This is a genomic window from Pseudoduganella sp. SL102 (assembly GCF_027856995.1).
Classification (GTDB): domain Bacteria; phylum Pseudomonadota; class Gammaproteobacteria; order Burkholderiales; family Burkholderiaceae_D; genus Rugamonas; species Rugamonas albidiflava.
On the sequence record NZ_CP115554.1, the window covers coordinates 3,996,263 to 4,021,587 of the forward strand.

Below are 25,325 nucleotides of genomic sequence, written 5' to 3' on the forward strand. Positions count from 1 at the left end.
CGTCATATCCCCTTGCCCTGTTGCTGCACCTGCACCACGATCGCCGTGCCCTGCGGCGCCTGGGCGGCATTCAGGCACAGTCCCACGCTGTTCTGCAACAGCATCGGCACGCCGCGCACGCTGGTTTGCGTGGCGCCCGTGACCCACTGGATCGTCAGGCACGGCGAATAGGCCACCGGCGTGAACGGGCAGCCGACGATCGGGTGTACGTCCGTCTGCAGCAGGGCCGGCGCGCCGGCGATCACCGCATCCGTGTTGCTCGTGATGAGCAAGGCCTGGCCGCCGTGCGGGCACATCACCGTACTGGCCGTGGTGAGAATGGGGATCATGGCGGCACCCCGAACGCCATCGCGCCGTTGACCAGGCTCACGCCAGCCAGCCCCACCTTGATCAGGCCGTTATTCAGCGAGATCTCCTTGTTCGTGATCTTCACTTCGCAGGCGCCGCACGTGATGGTCACTTCCGTGCCCGTCATCTTGATCTCCGGGCCGGAGCCATGCGTCAGCAACAGCTCGTCGCTGTCGTCGTCCATCACCAGCTTGTGGCCCTTCTTCGACACGAAGACCCGCTTGCCGGGGCCCTGCGGGTTCGGCCGCTGGCCTTCGGCCCACCAGGCGCCCGACCACAGCGGCCGGTCCAGCTGGCCCGCTTCGAACTCGATCCACACGCCGGCGCCCACTTCCGGCAGCAGCACCACGCCGTGTCCGTCGCCGGCGAAGGCGGCCACCGGCAAGGCCCAGCCGCACGGCTGGTCGCCCAGCACGGCCGGCACCCTGGCGCGGATGCAGCACTGGTTGGCGGGATCGTCGACATCCGTGACGATGCCCCGGTACTTGCCGAAGTAGCTGCCGCCGACCCGGTCGACCAGCCGCTCGACCAGTGTTTCGGTTGTATTGCCCATCAGAAGATCCCTCCGCTCAAGGACACCGACAATTTCAGCCCTCCGCCCAGCGCCTCGGCTACCGCAGCGTCTGAAATCTCGGTCACGGAGTCCGTCTTCGCTTCCAGCTCCTGCACATACAGCGAGGGCGTGATGCGGTGGACCACCTGGGTGATCAGGTAGTCGCCGCTGTACGCCGTGGCGCCGGCGTCCACGCGCACCTTGTTGTAAGGGGCTAGCACCGCCCCGTAGCAGCCGGGCACCACGCGGCTGCTCAGGCGGTACACGTAGCCGCTGCGGCGTGCCTGGGCGGTGGCGGCCGCCGCGGGATCCTCGCGCGTGTTGTCCGCCGGGTGCAGCAGGCGGCGCGGCGTGAGGTCGGCGGGCCGGGCCGGCAAGGCGCGCATCAGCCCCAGGTCCGCCGCGCTGGTCTCCAGCGTCGTGACGCCCTGGTCGCTCACCCGCAGTACCTGCGCCTGGGTGCGTTCGCCGCCCAGCGGGTCCTGCGTGATCTCGGCGTTCGACAGGTTGCGCCCGGCGCCGATCAGCACCAGCGGCGGCAGGCCGGCCGGGCCGTCCGGATCGGCGCGGAAGCAGCCGATGCTGGCGCCCGGCAGCTCGCCCGGCAGCACGTAGGCATGGCGGTCGTTGACCCGGCCCAGTTCCCTCAGGAACTGCAGGGCGGTGCTGCGCCGCGTGGTGGTCTGCGGCTTGCCCGTGGTGGCCTCGATGTCGACGGACCGGATGACATCGGTGAACTGGTCGAAGATGGCGGCGGCGATCTCGCTGGCGCCCTGGTTCTCGTAGGTGGGGTCGATCATTTCATCGCGGTCGAGGAATGCGCTGTCGTCGCGCACCACCATGGTGGCCGTGCTGCGGCCCGGCTGCGAATCGAGGTCGGCGTCCACGCTGACGAGGGGGCCGTCGATCAGCGCGGCGAAGCGGCCGTCGCCGATGTCGATTTCCACGCGTACGCGCGAGAACGGCGTCGCGGTGTCGCCTGGCCAGTGCTGCCACGTGCCTTGCGCATCCAGGCACAGGACCATGCGCAGCCGCGCTTCCCAGAAGGCGTCCATTTCCTGCGTCACCTCGATTTCCTCGATGCGCCGCAGCTGTTCCGCCGTGGCCGGCTCCTTGCCGAACCATACCCGGAAGCGTTGCCCTGGCATGTCAGGTCTCCGGCAAGGTGATGGTGACGCCGGGACGCTCGACGAGCGTGCGGCTGTCGAGGGCCGTGTTGGCATCGGCCATGTGCCAGAACTGCGTGGCGTCGCCGCTGCGGGCTTGCGCGTACAGGTCCAGCCGGTCGCCGGCGTGCACCGTGTGCGGCTGCCCGCCAGCCGGCGTGAGGTGGCGCAGCTTCAGGGCCACCACCGTGGCCCCGGCCGATGTCGTCGTGGTGACCGTGGCGACCTTGGCGTAGCGTGAATTGGGCAGGAACATGGGCTCTCCGGGCAGCGTGTCGGGATAATCGGATAGGAATAGGCTCAAGATCAAAGGGGAATCAGGTCCACGGCCTGTTCCGCCGTGTTGGCCAGGTTGGCGATCGCCTGGGCTTCCTTGGCGATCGTCGAGTAGGTAAGGGCGCCCTTGGCCAGGATGTCGTCGGAGCAGTCGTCCACGTCGATCACGCTGAGGGCGATGTCGACCTCGGCGCGCAACGGGTTCAGGATCGCGTCGTAGTCCAGTTCCGTGATGCTCATCGAGTCGATCGTGACGGGCAGCACGCGCGTGGGGCCCCAGATGAACAGGATGCGCGGATAGGTCTCGCGCGGGATCGGCTGGGCCGGCTCCGGCGTGTCGCCGCCGCCCAGCGCGCTGCCGATGGCGTCGATCGCGGCGCCGATCAGCCCCGCCAGTTTCGCGCTCGGCAGCACCATCTTTTCCAGCGCCGCCAGCTGGGGGCCGATGCCGAACAGGTCGGCCAGCACCTTGCCTTCGTCCAGCATGTTGGCCGCGCTGAAGTGCGCCTTGAAGGCGATGCGCTCGAACGTCTTCTCGCCGGCCTGCGTGGTTTCGCGGCGCGTGCTGCCGGTCGGGCGCGCCGGGATCTGCAGCGTGCGCGCCAGGGATTCCGGGTTGTACTGGAAGATCACCACGTTCGGGATCGGCCCGATCAGCGACGTGCCGTACTCGATCAGGGCGCCGCGCAGCAAGGTCATGACGATTCTCCCCGGACGGTGGTGGCGATGCGCGCGGCGATCCGACCGGCCAGCCCGCCGGCATCGGTCGACGCGGGCGCAGTAACGCGCCCGGCGTCCAGTTGCCCGGCCGGAGACGGCGGTGCTGCGCCGGCCCGCATGGCCAGGGCCTGGGCCAGGGCCGGTCCCAATGCGTGCGCCATGGCGCTGGCCGTGGCGGGCGCGATGCCCCGCAGGTCCAGTTCCAGGCGATCGATGCGCAGGCGTGTGCGGGTAGGTGTCATCGTACGATCCTTTGCTCCGCCACCAGGGCGGCATAGGGCCCGAACTGCTCCAGGCTGTTGGCGCGGTCGAGCTTTTCATATTCGCGCTGCACGGCCAGTACCACGGCTTCCATCGTGAGGCGCCGCGGCGCGCCCTCGGCGGCGCTTTGCAGGCATGCCTGGAACACGATGGCGCGGATATGACCGCCGGCCAGCGCGAAGCGCTTCGCCAGGAACTCGATATCGAGCGCGCTGGCGTCGACGCCCGGCGGAATGACGCTGCGCCAGATGTGTGCGCGCACCGGCGCTTCCGGCAGCGGAAACTCGACGACGAAGCGCAGCCGGCGCAGGAAGGCCTCGTCGACATCCTTCTTGCGGTTGGTGGCCAGCAGGGCCAGGCCCTTGAAGCGCTCCATCCGTTCCAGCAGGTAGCTGATCTCCAGGTTGGCGTAGCGGTCGTGCGCATCCTTCACTTCCGTGCGCCGGCCGAACAGCGCGTCGGCCTCGTCGAAGAACAGGATCACGTCGGCCGAATCGGCCGCGTCGAACAGGCGGCGCAGGTTCTTTTCCGTCTCGCCGATGTACTTGTCGACCACCTGGGACAGGTCGATCCGGTACAGGGGCAGGTCCAGCGCGGCGGCGATGGCTTCGGCGGCCATGGTCTTACCAGTGCCGGGCGGCCCGGCGAACAGCGCCGTGAGGCCGCCTTCGTTCCACGCCCGCGCCGTGCCCCACTCGTAGTGCACGCGCGTCAGGGCGGCCATGGCGGCCACGATCTCGTCGATCTGCCGAGCCTGCGGCGGGGCCAGCATCAGTTCATCCCGGCTGAAGCGGGGCTTCACGGGCTGCGCCAGCGTGCCGAGGTCGAGGTCGGCGCGCGCGGCGGCCAGCATCTCGGCCTCGCCGGGCGGCGTTTCCAGCGCGGCCAGCTCGGCGCCGACCCGCGCGATGGCCGTGCGCTCGTAGCGGAAGCGGCGCGCCAGTTCCGGCAGCAGCGGGCCGGCCTGCGGCAGCGCGCGCTGCCACGCCGCCAGCCGTTCGCGATAGCCCAGCGCGGGCACCACGAGCGCCGGCATCACCTCTGCCGGACCATTGGCGCCCAGGCCACGCAGCGCGGTGCGTTCGTGGCCGCCGACAAACACCGCCAGCGGCAGGCCAGGCAATGGCAGCGGCCGCAGCGAGCCGTCGTGGCCTCCCGGGTCCGCCAACGTGCTGGCCGGCAGGTAGACGGCATGGCCACGCAGCCAGGCCGCACTCAGGGCCTGCGCCAGCTGCTCGGGTGGCAGCGCGGGGCTCGGCTGCACGGTACGCACGCCGGCGAGTTCCGTGCACGCCGCCGCGACTTCCGCCAGCGGCGCACCGCGCACGCCGATGACGGGCACGATGCGCATGCCGCGGCGCGGTGCCGGCGCGCCAATGTTCGTGACCAGGGACGCGGCGCGCGCCATCGCGGCGGCGTCCGGCGACTCGGGGAGCTCCCCTGCAGCGATAGCCTCCAGCGCCGCCGGCAACGGCGCGCCGTCAAACAGCAGTTCACGGGCCACCAGCGGCGGCACGGACAACGGCGCCTGCCAGTCGATCGGGCCGGCACCGGCCAGCAAGCCGTGGCGCAACAGGCTGTGGGCCGGGTCGAAGCAGCGCACCAGGGCTCCCGGATCGTCCCACAGGCGTTGCGCAAGGGCGAAAGTGGGCGCGGTGCGCGACGGTTCGTTGAGGCAGCACGCGATCACGTGGCCCGCCGCGCTGTCCAGGACCGGCAGCAGGGCCACCGCCAGCACGAAGCATTCGACCGGTTCCAGGTCCAGCTCGTGCGCGACCCAGCCGAATGAACCGCGCCGCGCATGCCCGTCCGGCCGGGGTGGCGCCGCCGTGCCGATCCGGTCGCTGAGGTGCCGTGCCGTCACGTCGCCGGCGAAGAACGCCTGCTTGTCGTGCTCGTAGCGCAGCAGGTCGAGCGCGGCGAGGGCCCGGTCGGCCGGTGGCGGCAATGCGGACGCCGGGAGATCGGTGGCGGCCTGCCAGTCCCGTTCGCGCCACAGCCAGCAGATTTCCCGGCGCAGCCGCAGCGTGACCTGGCCGAGCCAGTACGCGGCGAACGGCTCCTGCGCGGACAGCCCGGGCGTGAAGGTGGCTGGTTCGGCGGCGGATTCGGGCGCAGGTTCGACCACAGGTTCGACCGCCGCAGCGCTGGCTGGTGCGGCAGATGGCTTGGCCGCCGCGACCACTTCTCGTGCGCCAGCCGGATCGGCGGGCGGCGCGGCGTGCCGGGCGGCGGCGGGCGGTGGCAGCGTCATGGCACCACCACCAGGGGAGCGGCCTTGGCCTGCTGGTTGTTGACCCGCAGGATCACGCGATAGGTGCCGGCCGGCAGCGCCGCCTGGGCGCCAGCCACGGTGAGCGTCTGCTGGTCGGCGCTGACGGTGACGGTATCGAACAGGTGGATCGACATGCCGTCGGTTTCGCGCACGATGAGCACCATCACGTCGTCCGTGGCGGTGCCCAGCAGCAGGCCCTGCAGGCGCAGGTCGCCCGCCACCAGCGCCGCGCTGGCGACCTGGGGCAGCAACCGGGCGGCCAGCAGGTTGCTGCCACGGGTGTGCGTGGCGGACAGGCGGCGGCGCACCACCAGCGGCACTTCGCCGGCCGACAGCGTGGTGCCGGACGCGATCGGCGTGCCGGGACTGCCTTCGGCCGTGACGACCAGGTGGTCGCTGCGCCGCTCCACCAGTATCAGCATCACGTCGCCCAGCATGACTTCGAGGTCGCCGCCCAGGTCGGTGCCGAACACACGGATCGTGGTGCCCGGCTCGAAGCGCGGCGGTTCGATGCGGTCGAGCCGCGCGCCCAGCGACGGCAGCACGTCGATCTGCACGCCGTCCTGGCCGATGATGGTTTCCGGCACCGTGCTGTAGTCGACGCCGACCAGCAGCGCATTGCGCGGCAGGCTGCCCGGCACGATCATCACGGGGCGCACCTGGAACGCGACCGACAGGCGGAAGCGTTCTTCATTACCCTGCATGAGCTTGGTCAGCAGGTCGGGACTGGATTCGTCGAAGCTCAGCTTCAGCGGCTCGGGGTTGTAGCGCAGCGCGGGATCGACGGCCGGCGGGATGGTCAGGAAACTCATCTGGTGCAAGGCGGCCATGCCGCTGCCCAGCAGTTCGTGCGCCGCGGCCGTGTCGCTGCGGCCATCGGCATCGAAGGCGGTCAGCAGGTACCTGAGTACCAGCCACAGGGGCGGCGGTTCGCCTTCGTGGAGCGGCACGTTGCGCAGGTAGGGATCGAAGACCGTCTCGTACAGAAACAGGTTGACCTTGGCGTTGGCGTCGTTCGACGCGGCATCTTCCGGCTTGCCGACCGTGACGCCGAAGCCGGCCGCAGCCAGGCGCTCGCGCAACAGGCGTGTCACCGCGCCGATCGCGCTGAGGGAGTCGCCGAGCGACATGTCAGATCCTGCGCAGCGAACGCCGCGCGAGGGCACTGCGCGGTGGCGTGGCGGCCGGTACCGCCGGCGCCTGCGGCAGTGCCACGGTCTGGGCGGGCGGCGCGTCGACCCGGACCTGGATCGTGCCGATCGAGATGTCCACGAAATCGTCGCGGCGCGCCGGGGGCACGGCGAACGGCTCCGCGGCGGCAGGGTGAACGGCATGGCTCATCGCCGGGAGTGCCGGTTCCAGCGCGACCGGCGCCGGGCTGGCGATGCGTTCCACCAGGGGCTCGGCGCGATGCGGCGATGCCACCGCTGCCTTGCCGCGCGCCGCGGACGCCGGCGCCACCGGGGCGGGCGCCGCTGCCGGGTCGGCGGCAACCCACTGCAGGACCGCCTGCAGCGGCGAGGGCAGCGCCTTCTCGTGCGCGATGGATTCGGTACCAGCTTCGCCAGGCGCTTCGACAGGAGCTTCAACACGGGGCGCGGTACTGACCTCGGTAGCCGTCGCGGGAAGGATGGACTGGGGCGCGGGATTGATCGCGGCAGGGCCGGCCAGCGCCGCCTGGGGCGCAGGCGCCTCTAACGGCACGACTGGCGGCCCGTACTTCCCGGCTTGGCCAGCTTGCATGGCGGGCGCCCCGGCCAGGTCGACGATGGTGACGTTGCCTGGCTGCGCTGGCGCCGCGCCGGCGTGCGCCAGCGGCACCCGCGCGCCGGTTTGCGACGGGGCTTCCTCGTCAGCCGGCGCTTCCATTTCGAGGCCGGATGGGGCCAGCACCGCTTGCGCCAGTCGCCCCGGCGCCAGGGATGCGCCGGCATCCAGGCCACTGGCCCGCAGCAATGCGCCAAAGTAACCGCTCATCGTTCTTCCTCGATCAATGCCAGGTAGTGGGCCCGGCGTGCCGGCGGGATGGCCAGCACCTCGGCTTCGGTCCAGCCATAGTGCGCGGCGCAGCGGTGCACCTCCAGCAAGAGCGCCCGTTGCCGCGCCGCCAGCCGGGTCAGCGCCAGCGTCTCCAGGTCGAGCGCCACCTGGTTCGCCGCGCCGCACGCGGGACACGCGCAGGCCACGGCGAAATCGACCATCGGATCCAGCTCGGCCAGCGCGGCCGACAGCCCGGCTTCGTCTTCCGGCCCCGCCGCGCCGTCGAGCAGCAGCGTATCGAGCATCATTCGCAGCGCCTCCGTCCGCGTTGCCGGGTGTGCCGCCCGCCAGCGGCGCAGGTCGTCGCCGGTGGGCCGCCGCAGCGTGACGGTACGCCCGCCGGGCAGCGCCACGCGCAGCGGCCCGGCATCCTGCACATCGCCCGGCAGCGAGCGCAGCGGCAGGTCGAATGCAAACACCTGGCCGCAGGCCGGCGCCGTGCACGTCGAGTTCATCGGCATCTCGCCGCGCGCATCGGTCAACGCCACCAGGTGCAGCAGCGCCGTCGTACGCAGGCCGACCGGCTGGTGCCACCAGAAGGCCGGGTCGGACGGCGCGCAGCATTGCGCCAGCACGCTGGTGACCAGGGCAGGGCGGTCCGCCTGGCTGAAATCCACGTCCAGGTCGGGAGCCATGCCGAATGGGCGCATCGGCGCAGGTGGCGATGCGGGTCCCATGGCAAGCGGCGTCAAGCCGTCAGCACCGGTTCGGTCGGTTCGCTGACATCCCGGTCGCGCTCCCATCCCTCGTTCTCGAGTTTCAAAGTCTGGATGGCGATCGCGTTGGCATTCGCGTCCAGGTCCGGCATGGCCTGGAACTCGGATACCCAGCAGCGCAGGATCTTGTAGGCCAGCACCACCTGGCCGGCCTCGTTGTATACCTCGAGGATCAGGTCCTTGCGGAAGTCCTTCAGGCTGACTTCGGCGCCGAGTCCGGCGCCGCCGAGCCAGATCTTGTTGGCCCAGTTTTCGAATTCGAGGTCGTGCGTGACGCCCCGCTCCAGCGTGATGGCCTCGTACTTGGACCGGCCCGGCGACTTGCGCGAGGTGGACGGGTCGCCCCCTTCGCGATGCTCGACGACCTCGGTGGTGCGCTTGAGCGCGCCGACCTTGCTGATGCCGGCCACATACCGGCCATCCCACTTGATGCGGAACTTGAAGTTCTTGTACGGGTCGAAGCGATGCGTGTTAACGGCGAACTGGGCCATAGTCTTCTCCTTATTGCAGGTCGCCGGCGATCTGCTGGATGGTGAGCACCACGAACTCCGCCGGTTTCAGCGGCGCGAATCCGACCAGGATATTGACGATGCCGAGGTTGCGGTCCGCCTGCGTCGTGGTCTCCTTGTCGCACTTGACGAAGTAGGCTTCCTGCGGCGTCTTGCCCTGGAACGCGCCCTGGCGGAACAGGCCGTTCATGAACACGCCCACATTGAGCCGGATCTGCGCCCACAGCGGCTCGTCGTTGGGCTCGAACACCACCCACTTGGTGCCGCGGAACAGGCTTTCCTCGATATACAGGGCGAGGCGCCGGATCGGGATGTATTTCCACTCGCTGGCCAGCGTGTCGGCCCCTTCGAGCGTGCGGGCGCCCCAGGAAATATGGCTGTAGCCGGGGAAGGTGCGCAGGCAGTTCACGCCCAGCGGATTGAGTGCGCCGTTCTGCAGGTCGGTCAGCGCATACGCCAGCGCCTGCACGTTTTCCAGCTTGGCGTCCGTACCGGCCGGGGCCTTCCATACGCCGCGTGTCGCATCCGTGCGCGCATACAGCCCGGCGATCGTGCCGCTGGCGCCGATGCTGCGCAGCCGGTTGCCGTTCGCCGGGTCGGGCACGAAGGTGCGCGGGAAGTACACGGCCGCGTCGCGGCTGCGCAGGGAGTCGTTCTCCGTCATCCAGGTCTGCATCGCGTCGAGCGTGGCGGTGGCCGGCGGTATGTCGATGAGCAGGAAGCCGCGCCGCGACGCCATGTACACGGCCGCCTGGTCATACACGGCGCGCATGTTGGTGCCATCCAGGTCGGCCGCGTGGGGAATGCACAGGATGTTCACGAGGTCGACGTCTTCCAGCGCGTAGATGCCGGTCTTCGGCGCCTCGCTGCCGATCAGCGCCACGTCGTCGACGGGCAAAAGTCCGTCGAGGCCGTCGGCCAGCTGGTACTGCTGCACGTTGGCGATCGAGCCGGTGGGGAAGCCCATGTCCTGCGCGATCGCCGTCTCGATGGTGAGGGTGGAGCCGGCAAGATAGTCCGGGCTGCCTCGTCCGCCCTGCACCACGAACCGGTACGGGCTGGCGGCGGTGCCCTTGCCCAGCAGGCGCACCGTGGCGCCGGCCAGCAGCGAGCGTTCGGTCTCGGCCAGTGCCGGCAGGGCCAGGGCCCGGATGGCCGATTCGATGTAGGGCCGCAGCGCCTGGTACGTGAGGGGCGCTGCGCCCGCATAGCTCAGCGTCGCGGTGTGCGTGGCACGGGGCACGGCCGGGTCGGTGTCGTTGGCCACCGTGACATCGAAGGTCGACGTGTTGGGCGGTATCGCGGGGGGCATCGGCAGGTCCGCGCCTTCGCTGCCGGAGACGGCCGGCCGCGGGAACGGCGCAGTGGTCGGCAGGGCGGCCAGGGCGGTGCCGGTGAGATCGAAGCGGTCGAGCTGGACGATGCGCGAGGTCTCGTTGACGGTATCGACCGCATAGTTCGGCGCGGCCAGTTCCATCGTCAGGTTGCGGAACACTTCGTTGCGCAGCACCCGCCGCCGGCCGTTCTCGATGACCTGCTCGGTGATCGACAGGTTGAAGGTCTCGGTCGGCGCGCTGGTGTCGTAGTCGACTTCGAGGAACACGTGATTGCCCCAGTCGCCGGGGTCGGTGGCGATGGCGCCGCGCAGGCGCCGGCCGGCCAGCACGCGGAACATCGCGGTGCCGAGGCTGTCCTCGACCATGGCGCGCGCTTCGATGGCGTTCTCGGCGGCCGTGGCCGAGTCCAGCGTGGCCACGCGCACCACCCAGCACTCGGCGCCGCCGTTCTGGAAGAACTGCTTGATGCCGTAACTGGCTTCGCTGGTGGTATGGATGCCGCCGAACTCGCGCTCGAAGTCGGCATAGCCCAGGCATTGCACCGCTTCGTTCAGCGGGCCGCGCGGGAAGCTGTCCACGAACGCGGCGATCGACGTGGCCACGCCGGTGATGGTGCGAACCCCGCTGGCCCGCTCCTCGATATAGACGCCTGGGTAAGTCAGGGCACTTGGCATGGTGGGTCCTTTCAGGGCATGCGGGAAGTAGGCTTACGGACAACGCGGGTGCACGGACTAGGTGGACGCACGTTCCGAGTGGGCGCCCCGCTCACGCCGTGTATTGCGACACCGGCTGCAAGAGCCATGCCACGGGCGCCTGCCATGAGCGTCCTGCAAGCGCGTGTCGTGCCCGGCACAACGGCGGACGGCGGGACTGTAGCAATCCCCCTGCGGGCCGTGTCGGCGCCGCCACGGGTGTGCGTGAAACGCACACGGCTTGATCTGCCGGGCGTCCCTCCCTATACTGGATCGCACGCTGCGCACGAAGCTGGATGACTGGCTGGTTCCCCCGAATGTGACTCCGAATGTGACTCCGAATGTGACTCCGACTGTGACTCCGACTGTGACTCCGAACGTGACCCTGCAAGGAGGCCGAACGATGCCCATGACCGATTCCGTCCATGGTGCCGCGCTGCTGAGCAACTTCGTCGGCGCATCGCCCGCGTTCCTGGAAGCGATCGCGCTGATCCGGCGCTTTGCGCGGTCCAGGGCTCCCATCCTGATCACCGGCGAAAGCGGCACAGGCAAGGAGCTGGCCGCGCATGCGGCGCACGCGCTGAGCGAGCGCCGCGATGGCCCCTTCATTCCCGTCAATTGCGGCGCGCTGCCGGACGCGCTGATCGAAAGCGAATTGTTCGGCCACGCCAAGGGCGCGTTCACGGATGCCAGCCGCGCGCGGCACGGGCTGGTGCGCGATTCTGAAGGGGGCACGCTATTCCTGGACGAGATCGAGGCACTGTCGGCGCGCGGCCAGGTGATCCTGCTGCGCTTCCTGCAGGACGCTTCGTTCCGCTCGGTGGGAGAAGAGCAGCGGCGCTACGGCAACGTGCGCGTGGTGGCGGCATCGAACGTGGACCTGCGCCGGCTGGTGGAACGCGGCGGCTTCCGGCCCGATCTGCTGTTCCGGCTGGACGTGCTGTCGGTGCGCATGCCGCCGCTGCGCGAACGCGTGGAAGACCTGGGCATCCTCGTCCCGCACCTGCTGGCGAAGGCGGCGCGCGGGGAGGGCGGCAAGCCGAAAGGCCTGTCCTCCGCGGCGCTCGACCTGCTGTGCACGCACCCCTGGCCCGGCAACGTGCGCGAGCTGGAGCACGTGCTGCTACGCGCCCACCTGCTCAGCAGCGGCGCCTGCATCGATGCGGACGACCTGCGCCGCTGCTGCTCGGCATTGCGCAGCGTGCCCGTGCAGGGCCTGAAAATCGACAGCAACCTGCTGCGCAACGAGAAGCTGCGCGCGGTGCGCGAAGTGGAGCGGCGCTTCGTGGAAAGCGCGCTGGCGCAAACCAACGGCAACATCAGCGAGGCGGCGCGGCTGTGCAATATGGAGCGCGCCACGCTGAGCCGGATGGCCAAGAAATACCGCAGCGGCGAATTCTCCGCCCTCGGCGCCATCCAGGGCGCCACGGGCAGCATCCACTGAGGTGCCTGCTCAGCCTCCTGTATCAGCCCCCTGTATGGCCCGTGCAGTTTTCCGCCGCGACCTGGCCGGACGCGCGCAGCGCGAACGATTCGTAGCACAGCGCGTCGGCACGGCGCAGGGCAGTCGGCGCATGCTGCGCCATATCGAACCAGATGTGCAAGGGTTCGTGCAGCAGCGTGAGCCCACGCAGGCCCGGCTCATCCCAGAAGGCCTGGCAAAGCACGATCAGCCGATTGCCCGGGCACGTGAACGCCACGGTGTCCACGCAATCGCCCGCCGTGCAACCCACCAGTTTCGTCGTGGGGCCACTCCGGCACATATAGCGCAGGTAGCCGCTTTCCAGCGTTTCGCGGACGCGGCGATAGCGGCCGGCCACCTGTCGCACGAGCGGGAAATGGGCGGGGTTCGATAGCGTCAGCCCGAGTTCTTCCTGCAGGATGGTGTCGAAAGCCGCGTCCGGGGCGGCGCCGCCCTGGACACTGGCCAGGTTCGTCGTCAGCGCGTCCTCGGCGACCTGTGCCAGCCCGATGGCTTCCGTGTCCGCCGCTTCGAGCGCCGCGACCACTTCGTCGCCGGTCAGGTCGGGATTCGTGAGCCCGGTGGCCTGGCAGGTCACGTTCTCGCGCCGCACGCGCCGCTGCACGCGCGCGACGGCCGGACCCGCGGCGGATTGCTGCACCACGTGCGCCAGTTCGTGGGCCAGCAGGTGCCGGCCTTCGGGCGTGTGCGGTGCCAGCCGGCCGCTGTCGAACACGATGTCGCGGCCGACCGTGTAGGCCAGGGCATCCATCTGCCGGGCCGACTGCGCCGCCGCGCTGTCCGCATGCACGCGGACGCCCGAAAAATCATGGCCATAGCCCGATTCGAAGAAGTCGCGCGTCGGACCATCCAGCGCCTGGCCGGGCGAGCGCAACACGGCATCGACGCTGGCCGGCGCCGCGGGTTCGCCGCCGGTGGCGGGCCCGCCCGGAGCCGCGGCCAGCGCCGGCACGTGACCCCGGCCCGGCTTGCGCATGACTTGCTCCGCCGCCGCGTCGGCCTGCCGTTCGCCGGCATCGCCGCTGGCGCCTATGGTGAGCGCCGACCTGGCCTGGCAGCGCGGGCACGATCCGCCACAGGCGCAGGCTCCCGCGCGTTCCGGAGCCGGATCGGCGTGCTGGCCGCGATCGGGTGTTCGCCGCTGTACGCGTTCGTTCGCTGAACGGCCGGGCCGCTTGGTTGCCTTCTGTTGCAGTGCCAGCATGGCGGTCTCCTCCCAGGTCACCCACTTTGTGAAGCAAGAAGCGTGACAGTATCGTCCGAGCATGCCCGGCTCAAGCTTCCGGCGCTTTGATTACCTCGCATGCGTCCTTCGGGAAGTCGCGTGCGTTGCGCAGCAGGCCATGCACGCGTTCGGCCAGCGTCCTTTGCAGGATGGCATGCCTGGCTGCCGCCGGATCGGGGAATACGGGGTCGAAGGCCGTCAGCAACAGGTGGACTTCGCCGTGGTAAGCCGGCGTCACGGAATCGAGCAGGATACTCTCGGGAACCAGGCTGATTGGCGCGGTGGCGCAGGCCAGCAGGCGCTGCATCGCCACGATGTCGTCTACCCGGTAAGCGTGCCACTGCATGCCGGCCTGTTCATGGACGATGAAATCGCCTGCCGCGCATTCCACGGCACCGGCCGGGAAGGCCATGGGCATCACAGGCACTCCGCGCAGCTGACCTGCTCGATCATGTCGCTGCGCACCTTGAAGAAGGGCCGGCCGCCAGGCAGCTCGGCGGGCTGGTCGTCGTCGTCGAGCGCCCGTTCGCGGGTGGCAGGCCTGAAACTGGGCCCGGGTGCGGGGCCGTGGATGGGCCGGCGGCCGTTCTTGCTGTAGACGGCGGGCTCGCCGCCGGCGGCGTCCATGCGCCCGGCGACGATATGGAAGTCGGGCCGCGCGGCGCGCAAGACGTTCCCCTGGGCGTCCTCGGGATGCATATTGTATTCCCACAGCCAGAACTTGACCTCTCCCGGCAAGCAGGTGTCTGCCGGGCTGTAAGGGGGAGTGAACCGCGCCTCCATGTCGGAGTACACAGCGGACGGCGGGGAAGTGTCTTCGTAGCTGCGCAACGCCAGCCCGGCGCAGTTGTAGGTGAGCCGGTTCTTCGCCGGGTCATAGCTGGGATAGGCGCTGCACGGCGTGCGGGGCACGCGCCGGATCTGGCGCGACAGCTTGCCGCTGGCCTGCTGGACGACGTGGGTGAGTTCGTGCGCCAGGAGGCGCTGGCCCGCGCCCGACGCTGGCGCGTATTCCGACCGCCCGAAGAAGATGTCCTGGCCCAGGGTAAAGGCGCGTGCGTCGATCTGCCGGGACAGGGCGTCGGCCTGCGCGTCATGGTGCACACGCACGCCGGAGAAATCATGGCCGAAGCGGCTTTCCATGAAGCCGCGTGTCGCCGCCGGCAGGGCGCTGCCGCCCCCTTGGACGGCACGCTGCAGCGACCGTTCGTAGCCGGCCGGGACAGCCAGCGCGCCATCGGCGGCACTGGCCGTCTCCTTGCGCTGCAGGCTTGCTGGACCGGCATCATCATCGCGCAGGATTTCTTCCTCCGCCGTGCCAGGAGCGGCATGGGCGCTGTCGTAGACCTCGTCGGGATGGAGCACCTTGCGGTACAACCTGGTCTGCAGGGCAGGAGAGCCTTGCCGGATGGACGCGCCATGCTCGCCGCGCATCACGGCATCGGCCACCCGATCGGCTTCCTGCTCATGCGCATCATTGGCGGCGCCGATCGTCAGGCTGGACCTGGCCTGGCAGCGCGGGCAGGTGCCGCCACAGGCGCACGAAGCGGCCGAGCGTTCGCGCTGGATCGCGGGAACGGCCAGCCGGCTGGAAGAGTGTGGGGATTCCATCGCCCTGGAAGCACCCGGCCGGGTAGACCGGTTCGCGAGCGTGGCAAGCGAGGTTGGCATGGCGGTTCTCCTCGTGAACGTGGCGGTTGGCTTGCCGCCAAAGCCTGCACGTGGCCATCGCATCGCGTCTCTGCCGGGTCCATAAACTCAAGCACGGGCACGACCGGCTATCAACGCAGTTTAGCATCCGCTGCTGGAAAGTCCCGGAGTTTCACAGGCACGGCTGGCGCGGCAAACAGCGTGGAACCCGCCCGACATCCGTCTTCGGCATGCAACAGCCTCATAATGACAAACCGGCATGGCATGCTGTACATTGCGGAGCTGACAACTGCCGCCGCACCGGCGCCCGGCGGGCTCGCTGCTGTCCGGCCATTCAACTGAACTTTCTATGCACGCGTTATATTCAAAGGCACTGCTCAGGCTGATCCTCCTTCTCGGCGTGAGTATCCTGTTCGGGTATCTGTGCGTCAGCCGCAGCTATCATCGCGTCGCCTTGTTCGAGCAGGACGATTTCTCCTGGCAGCTGCGCACCCACAGCACCAGGGACGCGACGACGAACGTGAACGCCCGAGTCGATGCCGAGCGCCTGATCATGGAATTCGTCCTGTCGGGCAGCAATCCCCATTCCTATATCTCGACCGGCCTGCTGTTCACGGACCGCAAACGCAAACCGGCATTGTTCGACTGGTCCCGTTTCGGCAAGATCAGTTTCGAGGCACGCTGTTTCCCCGCTGGCACCATCCGCGTCGGCCTGACCACGTTCGATGACAGGCTGTCCAAACCGGACGACCTGATGACCTACCGCCCGCCAGGGGCATACGTCAAATGCAACCAGGACGGGTCCCGCGTCGAACTCGACCTGGCACATCTGACCATCCCGGATTGGTGGGTCGACATGAACAAGCTCAACCCATCCGATCTGGGCTACTCGCTGGCCAAGGTTGCGCAGATCGAATTCGGCACCAGCAATGCCAGCCCCGTCGGCACCCTGTCGCGCATTGAGATCGCGGGAATCGAAATGCACGAGCGCAAGTATGGCTACCTGTATTTCCTGGCCGCGCTCCTCATCCTCGCGTGGACTGGTTTCGCGTTCTGGTTCGCCAAGCAATATGCGTTGGCCCTCGCTAATGACCTGCGCGCACGGATGCAGAAAGACCTGCCGCTGGTGGCGTACCAGCAGCTGGCGCTGGAGCCGCACCGGGAACGGGAAAAATCCGCCATTTTGAGGTTGCTGGCGACACGCTACGCGGATCCGGAACTGGATATGGAAACCGTGGTCTCGGAAACCGGCGTCAATCGCAATAAGGTCAACGACATACTGAAGAGGGAAATGGGGTACACCTTCGTCGGTTACCTGAACAAGCTCAGGTTGACCGAAGCATCGCGCCTGCTGGTTGAAAACACCAGCGCCAGCATCGCGGAAATCGCCTATTCGGTCGGCTACAAGAACTCCTCGTATTTCAACAAGCTCTTCAAGGAAGAATACGAATGCACGCCCAAGGCATTCCGGGAGGTGTGCAAGAAGGAAGCACGGGAGCCCGCTTCCTGAAGCCAGTATTTCGCTGGCGGCGCCAAGTGTAGCCGGATTCCTTCTATGTTAGCCAGCGGGGTCAATAGCGGCCATTTCACCAAGCGCGCGCAAATAAATGCGCCATAGTTTCCGGAGCACCCATCTGGCAATGAGGAATTCATGCCTTGCTGCTTCCCTTCTGCCGTCCGGCCTCCTCCCTGAAATGCGCCACATGGATAGCGCACATTTCCTCCAGCTCACCCTTAATATTCCGGGTACCGATCAAGGGCTCCTCGACTGATGGCGAACTCCCGGAGCCCATCCCGAACATGGGCCGCTTCGTCCCATTTCCAGCCGACGCGCCGTGCTTCGGTACGATAATCGCTTCAAGTGGCGGCGTCGCACTGCTTCTCGTTCCTGGGGCGAACGCGTCACCACGAAGCGTTTGTTCGTTCCCGATATTAAAAGAGGCCCTGCGCTATGCAATTCAATTCCCGTGGTTCACCCGCTCTGCTGTTCATTTCAGGCTTATTGTCAGTCTCTGTCTGCCAGGCCGCCGAGGTCGACAATTGCAAGGTCAAGGCTGCGGTCGAGCAGGTAGTCAAACCGATCATGGAGAAAAACGCACTCCCTGGCATGGCGGTTGGGGTGAGCGTGGATGGCCAACGCTGCGTTTACAACTTCGGCGTCATGTCGCGGGATACGAAACAGAGCGTGACCGACGACACCCTGTTTGAAATCGGCTCGATCAGCAAGATGTTTACGGCAACGCTGGCCACCTATGCGCAAGCCGACGGCGAGCTTGCCCTGACCGACAAAGCCAGCGAGTATGTGGCCCAGCTCCGTGGAAGCGCGTTCGACAAGGTCAGCATTATGAACCTGGGTACCAATACCGCAGGCGGCTTGCCGCTTCAAGTGCCGGGCGAGGTGCAAGACGCCGATCAGCTGATGGCCTATTACCGTAACTGGAAGCCCGACCATATCGCCGGCTCGTCGCGCACGTATTCCAACCCCAGTTCCGGCCTGCTGGGCATCGTAGTCGCCGCCAGTCTGCAGATGCCGTTCGATGTGGCAATGGAAAAGCAGCTCTTCCCCGCCTTCGGGCTGACGCACACTTACCTCAGTGTGCCGGCCGACCAGATCCAGAACTATGCGCAAGGTTATACCTGGAAGGACGAGCCGGTCAGGCTCAGTGCGGGCCCCGTGGCGCTGTATGCCTATGGCGTGAAGACAACCGCGACCGACTTGCTCCGCTTCTTGGAGCACAACATGCACCCCGGGCAACTCGACGCCAAATGGCAACGCGCAGTCCGTGACACCCAGGTTCCGCATTACCAGATCGGCCCCATGACACAAGGGTTTTCGTGGGAAATGTATCCATATCCATTGAAACTCGATGTGCTGTTGGCGGGAAATTCAGAGCAAATCGTATTCAAGGCAAACGCCACTGCCAAACCGGAAATATCGCAAACGGCGCAGGTCGAGTTGCTGGTGAATAAGACCGGCTCGACTGCTGGCTTTTCCAGTTATGTGGCCTTTGTTCCGGCAAGGCGAATCGGTGTCGTCCTGCTCGCGAATAAAGCCTATCCAATGGCGGACCGGGTCACCGCGGGTTACAACATTCTTGAGCGCCTGAACAGCAGTCAGTGAACCCTCCTGTTGCCGGTCTCCAGCCATCGACATCGATGTGAGTACGCCGCCGTCGATGGCGGGCACCGGTACCGAAGTTACGCCGAGCCGTTCGCTCGGCTGTCCATGAGCGCCGTCTCGCGACATCGATAATGCCGCGCTGCCTGGTCGGCACAATCCTTCTCTGTTTTCCGTGACCGACGGGGCAGCGCCGATCAAGGCCTGCTTGAACCGATACGCTCGGCACCTGGTCCTCCAATAAAAGTGTGTAACCGACCGGTCCGCCTGCGGCTTTGGCAATCCAGTGCGGTGCCGTGCGACGTGCTATTGCGCGTTCGCCGGCGCTGACTGCCAGGCTCCAAGAACCAACCAGGGACCGGCAACGGCATAACGCATTTGGTGAAGAGATTTCAAGGTGCAGATAATCGTATTGATACTGCACTTCATGCAATCGACCTGCCGCGATGGCGGCGCGGCCACCGGCGCAGAGGGAGTGGCCGGATCGAGTGGCGACCCGTCCCAGCGAACAATAACAAAAATTGCACGAATGCCGGTTCCGCCCGTGCGGATTTTTTTCGCCGGGCCGACATCGCTCGAAATGGCGTATTTCGCCCCGTATTTTTGACGCATTGATTGGGATAGACTCCGCCGAATTGCCGGGCAAGAGAGCGTGCTCTCCGTCCTGCAATCGACAGCAAAGCTGCCAATCGACAGCATTAAAAAAACGGAGTGGAGAAGACATGAGTGTAGTGAAGAGCAGTGTGATGGCGCTTGCCATGCTGGCGTTCGCGCCAGTATTTGCGGCCGTGACCATCGACATCGATCCGGCCAGGCCGGGTGCCGTCATCAACAAAAACATTTATGGCCAGTTCGCAGAACATCTGGGCACCGGAATCTATGAAGGCATGTGGGTTGGCCCTGGCTCCACGATTCCGAATATACGGGGCTGGCGCAAGGACGTGGTCGGTGCGTTAAAGGAGCTGCGTGTACCGCTGGTGCGTTGGCCGGGCGGCTGCTTTGCCGATGAGTACCATTGGAGAGATGGTATCGGCCCGCGTGACAAGCGCCCGGTCAAGGTCAACACCAACTGGGGCGGCGTGGAAGAAAGCAATGCGGTCGGCACCCATGAGTTCTTCGATCTCGCCGAAATGCTGGGGGCTGACACTTATGTGAGCGGCAATTTGGGCACGGGCTCGCCGCAGGAAATGTCGGAATGGATCGAGTACATGACATCCGACAGCAAGTCGACCCTTGCCGAGCTGCGCCGCAAGAACGGCCGCGCCAAGCCGTTCAAGGTGGATTTCTTCGGCGTCGGCAACGAGTCGTGGGGTTGCGGCGGCAATATGACCCCGGAGTACTACGTCAATCTGTACAACAACTACGAAACCTTCCTGAAGGCACCGGCGCAATACCGCCCGAAAATCGTTGCCAGCGGCGGCCACACGAACAACCGGTGGACCGACGTGCTGAGCAAGGGCCTGAAGGGCCGCACCGCCGGCATCAGCTACCACTACTACACCATCCCCACCGGGAACTGGGACGTCAAGGGCTCGGCCACCGGCTTTCCGGAGGCGCAATGGATGTCGACCCTCGTGAACGCTTTGAAGATGGACACGAGCATCAGGGAAAACGTCGCGGCGCTCGAGAAGAACGATCCGGAAAAGAAGATCGGCTTCCTGATCGACGAGTGGGGCACCTGGTACGACGTGGAGAAGGGCACCAACGCCGGCTTCCTGTTCCAGCAGAACACCCTGCGCGACGCCGTCGTCGCGGCGCTGCACTTCAACATCTTCCATGCCCATGCCGACCGGGTCACGATGACCAATATCGCGCAGATGGTCAATGTGCTGCAGGCGATGATCCTCACCGACAAGGACCAGATGCTGCTGACCCCGACCTACCATGCCTACAGGATGTATGTGCCGTTCCAGGATGCGACCTCGTTGCCGGTGACCCTGCGCGACAACGTCGAGTACCGGGTCGGCGCGGCCAGCATCCCGATGATCAGCGCCTCGGCGGCGCGCGCCAGGGACGGCAAGCTGTACCTGGCGATCGTCAACACCAACCCGAACGAGGCGTCGGACGTGGCGGTCAATGTCGCCGGACAGAACGTCTCCGGCGCAAGCGGCCAGGTGCTGACAGCGGCGGCGATGGACGCCCATAACACTTTCCAGCAAAAGGATGCGATCAAACCCGCGCCTTTCAAGGCGAAGGCGGCCAATGGCACCTTGCGCCTGAAGATCCCGGCCAAGGCGGTATTGGTTGTCGCGATCGAGAGCTGACCTAACAGCCACACGTTCCTCCAGCGCACGCCGGTGCGCAGGAAGAGGCGGATTCCATCTGGTCGGCAGCGTGGCCGGTGACATGTCACTTGAAGTCGACCCGATGAAGCAGATCCACTGAAGCAGACCCAATGGAGAGGAAGCAAAAAATCATGAGGGGACAACAAGCATGAGAGTACAGCAAACGGCTATCGGGCTGGCATGCGCCGCGCTGCTCGCCGCCTGTGGTGGTGGTGGTGGTGGTGGTGGTGGCGATAACGCCGGCGAAGGCGGGATGGCGCAATCGGTTTCCTTCCCATTCCCGGGCGGCGAGACGCTGGCTATTCCGCCGACCATCGCGACCATTGAGCTGAAGGCCACAGCCAGTTCCGGCGGGGAGATCGCCTATGTGTCGAACACGCCAGGCACGTGCAGCGTGAGCGGCTCCACGCTGTCTTTGCTGAAAGCGGGCGAGTGCTCGGTGAACGCCAACCAGGCCGGCGGGAATGGCTATGCCGCTGCTACGGCGCGCCAGCTGTTCGTCATTCCCAAGCAGCCGCAGGCGATCCGCTTCCGCAATCCGGGCAAGCAGCCCCTGGATGGTACGCCAGTGCCGCTGGCCGCGGCGTCGAGCCTGGGCTTGCCGGTCGTCTTTGCCTCCAGCCCCCCCGCGGTGTGCTCGGTCGACGGAAGCTCCCTGCATAAGCTCGCCGATGGGCTGTGCATCGTCACCGCGACCGCCGACGGCGGCGAGATCTACGAGACGTCGAAGCTGGAAAGGACCATACCGATCGGCACCGCGGCGGCGCCCGAGCTGACGTTCTCGAGCGGCTACAGGAGTGCGACGCTGACCAACGAGAACGGGAAAGTCGAACAGGGCGGCGGCAGCAGCCTGCGCAACTGGTGGTGTGACGGCTGGTGCGACCTGCGCCTTTCGGCGGACGGCAGCACCGTCAGCAATACCTACAGCTGGCAGCAAGAGCCTCCCAGCGGCGGCTGGTGGCACACCTGGGCGCAAATCGACGTGTACGCGCCTGGGGTGGCGAGCAAGTCGACTGCCGGAAACACGGCCGAAGGCATGCGGATCGATGCCCAGTCGGAGCTCAGGTTCACCCTCGGCCTGAACCAGGAATGGTTCGATTCGACCAACAACCAGGTCAACGTCGACCTGGTCCTCGGCCACTACAACAGGAAAGCCAACAACGATCACTGCAACGTGACGCTGCGGGCGACGTTCAAGCCAGGCTCCGCGGAACTGACGAACTACACGATCCGCCTCAAGGACTTCGCCGTCGTGGATGGCGGCTGCGAGCTGGCGGAGCTGGATCCCTGGGTCGAGCTGCAGGACTATCCGATCGTCCTCGTTTCGTTCGCTTCGACGGAAGGCAACGTCAATGTGCCGAGTACCACCGCGCCGGCGCCGAACTACCCGACCACGGTCAATCTGAAAGGCAAGATCACCCTCCAGTGATGGCGGACGACGATGTACTCCGCGCCGCCCGGCGTGGTGGGCAACCAGGGCACAACAAGAATTCAACAGGATGGAGACAATGGGGACAATTGGAACAATCGGAAGGCGGCAACCCTTGCGGATGACCGCACTGGCGTTCGCGGCGGCGCAGCTTGCCATGCTGTACAGCGGCCAAGCACAGGCACAGGCCGCGCTTGAGACGCCGTCCGCCAACGACGAAGAAGTCACGACCGTGGTCGTCAGCGGGCAGCGCGCGGCCATGAAATCGGCTGCGAAGCTCAAGCAGAATGCCGAGGAAGTGGTCGACGGCGTCGTCGCCGAAGAGGCGGGCAAGCTGCCGGACAGGTCGATCACCGAGGTGCTGCAACGCGTTGTCGGCGTGACGATGGACCGCAACCGCTCGCGCGGCGACCCGGAACATTTCTCGGTCGAGGGTTCCGGCATTTCGGTGCGCGGCCTGACCTGGGGTTCGTCCACCCTGAACGGCCGTGAATCGTTCTCGGCCGGCTACCCGGGACGTGAATTGAGCTGGGGCGACATCCCGGCGGAACTGATGTCCGCGGTGGTCGTGCACAAGAACCCGCCGGCCGAACTGATCGAAGGGGGCGTCAGCGGACAGGTCGACTTGCGCACCGCCCTGCCTTTCGACTACAAGGGCGACAAGTTCGCAGCCTCGACGTACGTGAACCACAACGAGCTCGGCAGGAAAACCTCACCCGCGCTCTCCGGCCTGGTCTCGCATCGCTGGGAAAACAGCTTCGGCCAATGGGGCGCGCTGCTCAACCTGTCCGGCAACCAGAACAACAACCGCAACGACACGATCCAGCTGGACGCCTACTTTCCCCGCATCGACATCATCGACGGGCGGACCGTGTGGGTGCCCAAGTCAGGCTCGTGGCGTACCAACACCAGCAAGACCGACCGCGTCGGCGTGTATGGCGCGCTGCAGTGGAAGAAGGGGGGCATGGAATCCGCGCTCACCTATTTCCACTCCGGCTACAAGGAAACCGGCACCGAGAACGCGCTGTATACGGGCGTGGAGGACGCCTACAAGTCCGTGCTCGTGAACCCCCAGTTCGACGGCAACGGGGTACTCCGGTCGGCCAGGTACACGTATCCGATCGGCGGCCGCGGTGCGAACAACTTCGCCGCGGGTGGACTGGGCTTCAGCAGCAACCAGGCCTATGGCGACAAGCGCTCGCAGACCCGGGAAATCGCCTGGAACGCCAAGTGGAATATCGACCAGCGCTGGCTGGTCCAGAACGACCTGCAATGGGTCCATGCCTCGAACAAGAGCATCGGCGGCAACCTGACGCTGGCGACCTACGTGCCGAGCATGGACATCGACCTGACCGGCAAGCCTGGCCGGATCACTTTCGACGATACGGCAAAGGCGTTCCTGCGGAACCGGTCGAACTACTACCTGGATGTCGCGGTACCGAACCTGAGCAAGGCGGAAGCCGACCTGTATGCGTGGAAGACCGATGTCCGCTTCAAGTTCGACCATCCGGTCATGCGCGACATCCGCTTCGGCGTGCGCGCGACCAAGCGCACGATCGAGAACATCGAGTCGATGGGCTCGCGCTGGATGTCCGCCGCCGAGCCATGGGGTGTCAAGAATACCTCCATCGCGGGGCAGCCTGCTGTCAAGTCGGACTTGCCGGGCTGGGCGTCGCGCGCCAATCTCGGTTACCTGAGCGATCCGAGGTATGGGGCCCTGGTGGAGACCACGACCTACGACTTCGATAACTTCTTCAGCGGCAAGGTGCCGGCGCCCGGCGCCCTGGTGGTGCCGACCATGGCCGCGGTCAGGGACTACGGCAACATCTACAATATCGTCAACGCGGCCAGGAAGCTGATCTGCGAGGATGCCAACGCGGCGCGCTTCGCGGACCAGCAGGATTGCTCGAAGTTGTCGGATCCCGCATTGCCGCTCGTCTTCGAGGGCAACCCGGAACGAACCAGCCGCCAATCGGAACGGACCGAAGCCGTCTACCTGTCGACGCGCTTCGGCTTCGACGACCTGCGCTTTCCGGTCGAAGGCAGCGCCGGCGTGCGCGTGGTCCATACCCGCGCGGATGCCCAGGGCTACACCATCCTCAGGGTGCCCCGCAATCCGCCGCCATCGGTGCCGAGGTTCGCACCGATCGCCCAGGAGAACAACGACGGCCGCAGCGCCGTCGACGTGCTGCCAAGCTTTAACCTGAAGATGGAATTGACCCCACAGCTGCAGACGCGCTTCGGGTTCGGGCAGACGATGTACCGTCCGGGCTTCAACCAGCTGAGGGAGTACACCGAGGTCGAGCAAAAGCTCGTCACCGTTCCCGGCACAACGATGCAGAACGTCGGCTACGAGGGCTTCAGCCATGGCAATGTCAAACTGCGGCCGATCAAGGCGCGCAGCTATGACTTGACGCTCGAGTGGTATCCCAAGACTGGCGGGTCGCTGACGGCCGCGCTGTTCCACAAGCAGGTGCGCGACATCATCATGAACGCGGCCTATACCCGCGACTTCAACAGCATTGCCGGCAACGCGCAAACTTTCCTGATCACCGCGCCGGACAATGTCGCGGACGGCAGCGTGACGGGGCTGGAGCTCGCTGGCCAGGCCTACTTCAATGATGTGCCAGCGCTGGCGCGCGTCTTGCCGGAATGGGCGAAAGGCTTCGGCGTCGCGGCGAACTACACCTACATCAAGAGCAGGCAGACCCTGCATCATCCCTTCAACCTGAAGTACTGCCCGGCCAAGGATACGTTCAACAACAGTTCCCTGAGCCTGTACGGTTGCGACACCAATGGCTTGCCGTTCACTGAAATGCCCCTGCAGTACCTGTCGCGCAACGCCTACAACCTGACCTTCCTGTACGACAGGGGACCGCTGTCGATGCGCCTGGCCTACAGCTGGCGCGGCCGCTTCCTGCAGGGCGTGAGCGTCAATGGCACGAAGGGCGACGACGGCGCCACCAGCGCCGACCCGACCCGGGCAACGGTCGTCGATGGCAAGACGGTGTATCCGCACGACGTGGGCTGGGGCTTGCCGACCTGGCAGGAGGCTGCCGGACAGCTGGACCTCGGGTTGGACTACAGGATTACCGAGCGCGTCCAGGCCAGTTTCTCGGCAACCAACCTCACGGATACGGTCGTCAGGCAGACCCAGCAGCAGTACATCGGCAACATGGCGCGTGCCTGGTTCGAGCCAGGCCGCAGCTATCGCCTGGCGCTGCGCTACACGTACTGAGCCA

The 25,325-nt window shown here is 66.6% G+C and carries 22 protein-coding genes; 6 read left to right on the forward strand and 16 right to left on the reverse strand.

Translation table 11 applies throughout. From position 1 onward, the window contains the following. Nucleotides 1–2 precede the first annotated feature (2 nt). Genes OU994_RS16870 through OU994_RS16925 form a run of 12 tightly spaced genes read right to left on the reverse strand, consistent with a single transcriptional unit; the run spans nt 3 to nt 10,875 of the window. Complete coding sequence (locus OU994_RS16870; protein ID WP_281606800.1) at nt 3–329, reverse strand: hypothetical protein; 327 nt, start codon at nt 327–329, stop codon at nt 3–5. Then, nucleotides 326–901, reverse strand: a complete 576-nt coding sequence (locus tag OU994_RS16875) for a phage baseplate assembly protein V (protein ID WP_281606801.1) — start codon at nt 899–901, stop codon at nt 326–328. Before OU994_RS16875 ends, OU994_RS16870 begins: the two co-directional genes overlap by 4 nt. Further along, complete coding sequence (locus OU994_RS16880; RefSeq protein ID WP_281606802.1) at nt 901–2,049, reverse strand: hypothetical protein; 1,149 nt, start codon at nt 2,047–2,049, stop codon at nt 901–903. The genes OU994_RS16875 and OU994_RS16880 overlap by 1 nt, the downstream gene beginning before the upstream one ends. 1 nt (nt 2,050) lies before the next feature. Then, complete coding sequence (locus OU994_RS16885) at nt 2,051–2,323, reverse strand: LysM domain-containing protein (protein ID WP_281606803.1); 273 nt, start codon at nt 2,321–2,323, stop codon at nt 2,051–2,053. Nucleotides 2,324–2,373: 50 nt separating this feature from the next. Beyond that, nucleotides 2,374–3,042 carry a hypothetical protein gene (locus OU994_RS16890; RefSeq protein WP_130189612.1) on the reverse strand — a complete coding sequence of 223 codons (669 nt, stop codon included), beginning with the start codon at nt 3,040–3,042 and terminating at the stop codon, nt 2,374–2,376. Then, the gene (locus OU994_RS16895) at nt 3,039–3,305 is read right to left on the reverse strand and encodes a hypothetical protein (protein WP_281606804.1); all 267 of its coding nucleotides are present in this window, start codon (nt 3,303–3,305) and stop codon (nt 3,039–3,041) included. Before OU994_RS16895 ends, OU994_RS16890 begins: the two co-directional genes overlap by 4 nt. Next, nucleotides 3,302–5,578, reverse strand: coding sequence for an ATP-binding protein (locus OU994_RS16900; RefSeq protein ID WP_281606805.1), 2,277 nt, complete (start codon nt 5,576–5,578; stop codon nt 3,302–3,304). Before OU994_RS16900 ends, OU994_RS16895 begins: the two co-directional genes overlap by 4 nt. Further along, nucleotides 5,575–6,729, reverse strand: a complete 1,155-nt coding sequence (locus OU994_RS16905) for a DUF4255 domain-containing protein (RefSeq protein ID WP_281606806.1) — start codon at nt 6,727–6,729, stop codon at nt 5,575–5,577. The genes OU994_RS16900 and OU994_RS16905 overlap by 4 nt, the downstream gene beginning before the upstream one ends. A gap of 1 nt (nt 6,730) precedes the next feature. Next, nucleotides 6,731–7,576, reverse strand: coding sequence for a hypothetical protein (locus tag OU994_RS16910; protein WP_281606807.1), 846 nt, complete (start codon nt 7,574–7,576; stop codon nt 6,731–6,733). Beyond that, nucleotides 7,573–8,274, reverse strand: coding sequence for a hypothetical protein (locus tag OU994_RS16915; RefSeq protein WP_281606808.1), 702 nt, complete (start codon nt 8,272–8,274; stop codon nt 7,573–7,575). Before OU994_RS16915 ends, OU994_RS16910 begins: the two co-directional genes overlap by 4 nt. Before the next feature lie 53 nt (nt 8,275–8,327). After that, complete coding sequence (locus OU994_RS16920; RefSeq protein WP_131145845.1) at nt 8,328–8,846, reverse strand: phage tail protein; 519 nt, start codon at nt 8,844–8,846, stop codon at nt 8,328–8,330. 10 nt (nt 8,847–8,856) lie between these two features. Then, nucleotides 8,857–10,875 (reverse strand): phage tail sheath C-terminal domain-containing protein, encoded by a 2,019-nt coding sequence (locus OU994_RS16925; RefSeq protein ID WP_281606809.1) that lies wholly within the window; start codon nt 10,873–10,875, stop codon nt 8,857–8,859. A gap of 427 nt (nt 10,876–11,302) precedes the next feature. On the opposite strand from OU994_RS16925, the gene OU994_RS16930 reads away from it, so the two are divergent. Further along, complete coding sequence (locus OU994_RS16930; RefSeq protein ID WP_281606810.1) at nt 11,303–12,337, forward strand: sigma 54-interacting transcriptional regulator; 1,035 nt, start codon at nt 11,303–11,305, stop codon at nt 12,335–12,337. 22 nt (nt 12,338–12,359) lie between these two features. On the opposite strand, the gene OU994_RS16935 is transcribed toward OU994_RS16930, so the two are convergent. The 3 genes from OU994_RS16935 to OU994_RS16945 all read right to left on the reverse strand — a co-directional run bounded on the left by OU994_RS16935 (nt 12,360) and on the right by OU994_RS16945 (nt 15,272). Continuing rightward, nucleotides 12,360–13,580, reverse strand: coding sequence for a DUF4157 domain-containing protein (locus OU994_RS16935; RefSeq protein ID WP_281606811.1), 1,221 nt, complete (start codon nt 13,578–13,580; stop codon nt 12,360–12,362). A gap of 70 nt (nt 13,581–13,650) precedes the next feature. Continuing rightward, nucleotides 13,651–14,019 carry a hypothetical protein gene (locus tag OU994_RS16940; RefSeq protein ID WP_281606812.1) on the reverse strand — a complete coding sequence of 123 codons (369 nt, stop codon included), beginning with the start codon at nt 14,017–14,019 and terminating at the stop codon, nt 13,651–13,653. Next, entirely contained in the window at nt 14,019–15,272 is a 1,254-nt protein-coding gene (locus OU994_RS16945) for a DUF4157 domain-containing protein (RefSeq protein ID WP_281606813.1), read from the reverse strand. The genes OU994_RS16940 and OU994_RS16945 overlap by 1 nt, the downstream gene beginning before the upstream one ends. A 328-nt stretch (nt 15,273–15,600) precedes the next feature. Between OU994_RS16945 and OU994_RS16950 the strand changes: the two genes are divergently transcribed. Both OU994_RS16950 and ampC read left to right on the forward strand, forming a co-directional pair. Beyond that, a complete protein-coding gene (locus tag OU994_RS16950) occupies nt 15,601–16,761 on the forward strand; it encodes an AraC family transcriptional regulator (protein ID WP_281606814.1) in 1,161 nt (386 codons plus the stop codon). Nucleotides 16,762–17,202: 441 nt separating this feature from the next. Then, nucleotides 17,203–18,372, forward strand: coding sequence for a class C beta-lactamase (gene ampC, locus OU994_RS16955; protein WP_281606815.1), 1,170 nt, complete (start codon nt 17,203–17,205; stop codon nt 18,370–18,372). A 303-nt stretch (nt 18,373–18,675) separates the two neighbouring features. On the opposite strand, the gene OU994_RS16960 is transcribed toward ampC, so the two are convergent. Then, nucleotides 18,676–18,981 (reverse strand): hypothetical protein, encoded by a 306-nt coding sequence (locus OU994_RS16960; RefSeq protein ID WP_281606816.1) that lies wholly within the window; start codon nt 18,979–18,981, stop codon nt 18,676–18,678. A 110-nt stretch (nt 18,982–19,091) separates the two neighbouring features. Here OU994_RS16960 and OU994_RS16965 point away from each other — a divergent pair, with 110 nt between their 5' ends. The 3 genes from OU994_RS16965 (at nt 19,092) to OU994_RS16975 (ending at nt 25,321) form a co-directional block, all read left to right on the forward strand. Next, nucleotides 19,092–20,633, forward strand: a complete 1,542-nt coding sequence (locus tag OU994_RS16965; RefSeq protein WP_281606817.1) for an alpha-N-arabinofuranosidase — start codon at nt 19,092–19,094, stop codon at nt 20,631–20,633. A 169-nt stretch (nt 20,634–20,802) separates the two neighbouring features. Next, nucleotides 20,803–22,083: a hypothetical protein gene (locus tag OU994_RS16970; RefSeq protein ID WP_281606818.1), complete on the forward strand. Its 1,281-nt coding sequence runs from the start codon at nt 20,803–20,805 to the stop codon at nt 22,081–22,083. Nucleotides 22,084–22,204: 121 nt separating this feature from the next. Further along, nucleotides 22,205–25,321, forward strand: coding sequence for a TonB-dependent receptor (locus OU994_RS16975; protein WP_281611657.1), 3,117 nt, complete (start codon nt 22,205–22,207; stop codon nt 25,319–25,321). Nucleotides 25,322–25,325: the final 4 nt, after the last annotated feature.

Excerpts from the sequence above, each read along its gene's own strand:
- OU994_RS16870 (WP_281606800.1), bottom strand. The coding sequence starts at position 329 with ATGATCCCCATTCTCACCACGGCCAGTACGGTGATGTGCCCGCACGGC.
- OU994_RS16875 (WP_281606801.1), bottom strand. The coding sequence starts at position 901 with ATGGGCAATACAACCGAAACACTGGTCGAGCGGCTGGTCGACCGGGTC.
- OU994_RS16880 (WP_281606802.1), bottom strand. The coding sequence starts at position 2,049 with ATGCCAGGGCAACGCTTCCGGGTATGGTTCGGCAAGGAGCCGGCCACG.
- OU994_RS16885 (WP_281606803.1), bottom strand. The coding sequence starts at position 2,323 with ATGTTCCTGCCCAATTCACGCTACGCCAAGGTCGCCACGGTCACCACG.
- OU994_RS16890 (WP_130189612.1), bottom strand. The coding sequence starts at position 3,042 with ATGACCTTGCTGCGCGGCGCCCTGATCGAGTACGGCACGTCGCTGATC.
- OU994_RS16895 (WP_281606804.1), bottom strand. The coding sequence starts at position 3,305 with ATGACACCTACCCGCACACGCCTGCGCATCGATCGCCTGGAACTGGAC.
- OU994_RS16900 (WP_281606805.1), bottom strand. The coding sequence starts at position 5,578 with ATGACGCTGCCACCGCCCGCCGCCGCCCGGCACGCCGCGCCGCCCGCC.
- OU994_RS16905 (WP_281606806.1), bottom strand. The coding sequence starts at position 6,729 with ATGTCGCTCGGCGACTCCCTCAGCGCGATCGGCGCGGTGACACGCCTG.
- OU994_RS16910 (WP_281606807.1), bottom strand. The coding sequence starts at position 7,576 with ATGAGCGGTTACTTTGGCGCATTGCTGCGGGCCAGTGGCCTGGATGCC.
- OU994_RS16915 (WP_281606808.1), bottom strand. The coding sequence starts at position 8,274 with ATGGCTCCCGACCTGGACGTGGATTTCAGCCAGGCGGACCGCCCTGCC.
- OU994_RS16920 (WP_131145845.1), bottom strand. The coding sequence starts at position 8,846 with ATGGCCCAGTTCGCCGTTAACACGCATCGCTTCGACCCGTACAAGAAC.
- OU994_RS16925 (WP_281606809.1), bottom strand. The coding sequence starts at position 10,875 with ATGCCAAGTGCCCTGACTTACCCAGGCGTCTATATCGAGGAGCGGGCC.
- OU994_RS16930 (WP_281606810.1), top strand. The coding sequence starts at position 11,303 with ATGACCGATTCCGTCCATGGTGCCGCGCTGCTGAGCAACTTCGTCGGC.
- OU994_RS16935 (WP_281606811.1), bottom strand. The coding sequence starts at position 13,580 with ATGCTGGCACTGCAACAGAAGGCAACCAAGCGGCCCGGCCGTTCAGCG.
- OU994_RS16940 (WP_281606812.1), bottom strand. The coding sequence starts at position 14,019 with ATGCCCATGGCCTTCCCGGCCGGTGCCGTGGAATGCGCGGCAGGCGAT.
- OU994_RS16945 (WP_281606813.1), bottom strand. The coding sequence starts at position 15,272 with ATGCCAACCTCGCTTGCCACGCTCGCGAACCGGTCTACCCGGCCGGGT.
- OU994_RS16950 (WP_281606814.1), top strand. The coding sequence starts at position 15,601 with ATGCACGCGTTATATTCAAAGGCACTGCTCAGGCTGATCCTCCTTCTC.
- ampC (WP_281606815.1), top strand. The coding sequence starts at position 17,203 with ATGCAATTCAATTCCCGTGGTTCACCCGCTCTGCTGTTCATTTCAGGC.
- OU994_RS16960 (WP_281606816.1), bottom strand. The coding sequence starts at position 18,981 with ATGCGTCAAAAATACGGGGCGAAATACGCCATTTCGAGCGATGTCGGC.
- OU994_RS16965 (WP_281606817.1), top strand. The coding sequence starts at position 19,092 with ATGAGTGTAGTGAAGAGCAGTGTGATGGCGCTTGCCATGCTGGCGTTC.
- OU994_RS16970 (WP_281606818.1), top strand. The coding sequence starts at position 20,803 with ATGAGAGTACAGCAAACGGCTATCGGGCTGGCATGCGCCGCGCTGCTC.
- OU994_RS16975 (WP_281611657.1), top strand. The coding sequence starts at position 22,205 with ATGACCGCACTGGCGTTCGCGGCGGCGCAGCTTGCCATGCTGTACAGC.